Genomic DNA, 2,729 nt, shown 5'->3' on the forward strand with positions numbered 1-2,729 from the left:
ATAAAAATACCCGTGTGTATAATTGCCCTTAACTGTTTATAGGTGTAAAAAGTTTTTGACTTAACACCAGAAGCTGTTATAGGCTTTAGATAGCTTCTAAACGAAGTAAACCCCTCAGTTCAGGGTCATAGTTGAACTGAGGGGTTATCCAAAAAAAGTAAATTTATTCTCTAAGGATACATATAATGTCCGATTTCAACAACATTTTCTATGTCGACCACCCCCACGACTACATCTTCAAAAGCGTCAAGCGTGCCCAGGACTACCAGCCCAACCCCAACTACAACAAAGAAACAAACCCTGACGCTCCCAAAGGTCAATTTGTCGACGCTGTAGACAAAGACGGCACCCCCAAATGGCTAGTCCAAGTCACCCACTACAGCACTGACTACGACGGTGAAGAAATCATGGAGGACTTAGAAATCCAAATGTTCACCCATGAAGCACCCACCGCACCCCGAAGCTCCCAAGTCTACTTCCAAGGCTTACGACTCTTCATCTACTCCAAATTCGATAGGAGTAAAGGAGAAAAAGGTAAAAGCGTCGGTGCATGCTCATGGCGCGCCCAGAAAATGCTCACCAAAGACCCCTCAGCAACACCACCACCCAGCACCAAATCATAAGCAACAAGCGGAAAGTAAAAGTCATGGCTAAGGACGCAGAAAACATGCCAGACGGCTTTGTAAACATCACAAGCGCCGCACGTTTCCTAGACGTATCCCGTAGCACCATCTACAACTGGATTCAGGCAGGCGTTCTACCCCAGCCCTACAACATCAACGGTCAAAAGCTCTACCAGCGCTCAGAGCTGGCAGAAGCCGTTAAACGTTACTCGGCACAAAAGCCTGACCCTAACTTCTAATTCCGCCACAAGCCCCTGAGAACCGCCTCAGGGGCTTTCCACCATTTGCTAAAGAACAACTCGACCGGGACAAAACAAAAAGCTCACGGCACTACCCAAACCCCCCAAACCAACACCCAGCCCCCCCACAAAGCGCGCCACTAAGTAACCAAGACGCGCAGACCCAAAGCGCAGACCCCCCCGGCGACTCAAACGAACCCCAGCCCGACAAGGGCGCAGGGTGAGTGACAAAGCCAAAAGGGGGGGCAAGCAAAAGGGGCAAGCGTCTTGGTTACCACAAAGCGCGCTTTAAACTGGGTCTGGGGGTTGGTTTGGGGGTCTCTCTTGATTAGTAGTGTCATAAGTGAGCTTTTTGCTCCGCCCCCCTCCCCCCTGTCGAGCTGGAACAGTCGAGCACCATTGGAAGAAGCCTGAAAAGGAAGCATGGTGCCCGGCAGGAAGCCGAGAAATGTTAGTCAAGAAGTATGTTAGTGGCTTAACGGTATCCGCGACACGAAGAGATGCTGGAAGACCTGTTGAGGCGAGCTACAGCCTGAGTCAAGATGATTTGGACGCACAGCCATTGAATAGGCGTATGGACGAGTACGCCTTGCAAGATTTCTTGCATAAGGCAGGTCTGCAAGACCTTTTTGTGTGTATGGGTGATGATGTGGGCGATGCTCAGAGCTATTTCAGTGTGCAAGAGATGGAATTGAGTACAGGTCATTTTGTGACTGCTGGTGAATGTCTTGCTGACTACATGGGTAGTGAGCAAGACATGCATAAGCTCACCGTCTCGGCATTGCCGATTTGGTTGAAGAGCATGTTTAGACCCAAGCGTGGGAATACTAAAGGTTGGACGGCTGCGGTCTCTCGTAACAATTTCAAGTTTCTAATGTCTATCGATGTAGAGGGTTTGAAGGGGCTTTATGAAGCCTTTGCGGTCACTCTAACCGTTCCAGCAGGTGAAGAAGTGCCCACCCCCGCTACGTGGCAGAAAATGCGTAAGAGACTTATCGAGGGCGGTCTCAGATACCACAAATGGCATCTTGTGCATTGGGTGACAGAATTTACTCGTAAGCTCACACCGCATCTGCACATGACGGTATGGGTGGATAAAGACTTATCACTACGTGAGTTTCATACTGACCTTGTAGATCGCTGGACGGACATAACGGCAAAGCACGGCTACGAAGTTTCGCATAAGTCTCAATACGCTAAGCGGGTCGAAGATACGGGCTGGTTTTTATACCAGGCTAAGCACGGCTCTCGTGGACAAACCCATTATCAAAGACGCGAAGTCCCTGAGAGCTGGCGTACCTCTACCGGTCGCATGTGGGGCTACAACGGCAAATGGGAAGGGTACCTTTTAGAACCTGAGCGAATAGAAACAGCCGGTAATGAAGACCTCTGGGTCATGAGACGTCACATCAAGAAATGGAATCTCTCTCGCGCCCGACTGATAGTCGTCAAAGATGCTAAGTCCAAAAGAAGGAAGGCAAGAGCAATCAACTTTGGAAGGCGTGGTTTGAAGTGTGGTAACGAAGCATTCTCTGCTGTCCGCCCAATGAAAATGTGGGCGGACAGGGAAAAAGTCCTACAGATACTTAAAGCCACCAATTACACCTTGCAAGAGATGCGACCACCGACCGAAAGACAAGCTAGGATTACCCAACTCCGCCGACAATACGGTTTCATCGACTAGCCCCGCCCGCCCGTCTTACCTTTTTTGGCTTACTGGTGATAAGCGGAGCAAGCCATACAAGAAAAAACCGAGTCAAGGGTGAGCGTAGCGAATCCCTTGACGCGGGGGTTTCTTGTATGTAGGATTGCTCGCCACCAGTAAGACAAGAAACCCGGCTATTTCATACCTTTAGCTGAAACAAGT

General features: G+C 49.6%; 3 protein-coding genes. All 3 read left to right on the forward strand.

Annotated features, from left to right (window positions below; translation table 11 throughout):
* The first annotated feature begins 185 nt into the window (after positions 1 to 185).
* The 3 genes from JR346_RS10310 to JR346_RS10320 all read left to right on the forward strand — a co-directional run bounded on the left by JR346_RS10310 (position 186) and on the right by JR346_RS10320 (position 2,546).
* Positions 186 to 623 carry a hypothetical protein gene (locus JR346_RS10310; RefSeq protein ID WP_205483980.1) on the forward strand — a complete coding sequence of 146 codons (438 nt, stop codon included), beginning with the start codon at positions 186 to 188 and terminating at the stop codon, positions 621 to 623.
* Positions 624 to 646: 23 nt separating this feature from the next.
* The gene (locus JR346_RS10315; RefSeq protein WP_205483982.1) at positions 647 to 862 is read left to right on the forward strand and encodes an AlpA family transcriptional regulator; all 216 of its coding nucleotides are present in this window, start codon (positions 647 to 649) and stop codon (positions 860 to 862) included.
* A 448-nt stretch (positions 863 to 1,310) separates the two neighbouring features.
* A complete protein-coding gene (locus JR346_RS10320; protein ID WP_205483984.1) occupies positions 1,311 to 2,546 on the forward strand; it encodes a hypothetical protein in 1,236 nt (411 codons plus the stop codon).
* The last annotated feature ends 183 nt before the right edge of the window (positions 2,547 to 2,729 follow it).

It is taken from the genome of Rothia sp. ZJ932 (assembly GCF_016924835.1).
In the GTDB taxonomy this organism is placed as follows: Bacteria; Actinomycetota; Actinomycetes; order Actinomycetales; family Micrococcaceae; genus Rothia.

Excerpts from the sequence above, each read along its gene's own strand:
- JR346_RS10310 (WP_205483980.1), top strand. The coding sequence starts at position 186 with ATGTCCGATTTCAACAACATTTTCTATGTCGACCACCCCCACGACTAC.
- JR346_RS10315 (WP_205483982.1), top strand. The coding sequence starts at position 647 with ATGGCTAAGGACGCAGAAAACATGCCAGACGGCTTTGTAAACATCACA.
- JR346_RS10320 (WP_205483984.1), top strand. The coding sequence starts at position 1,311 with ATGTTAGTCAAGAAGTATGTTAGTGGCTTAACGGTATCCGCGACACGA.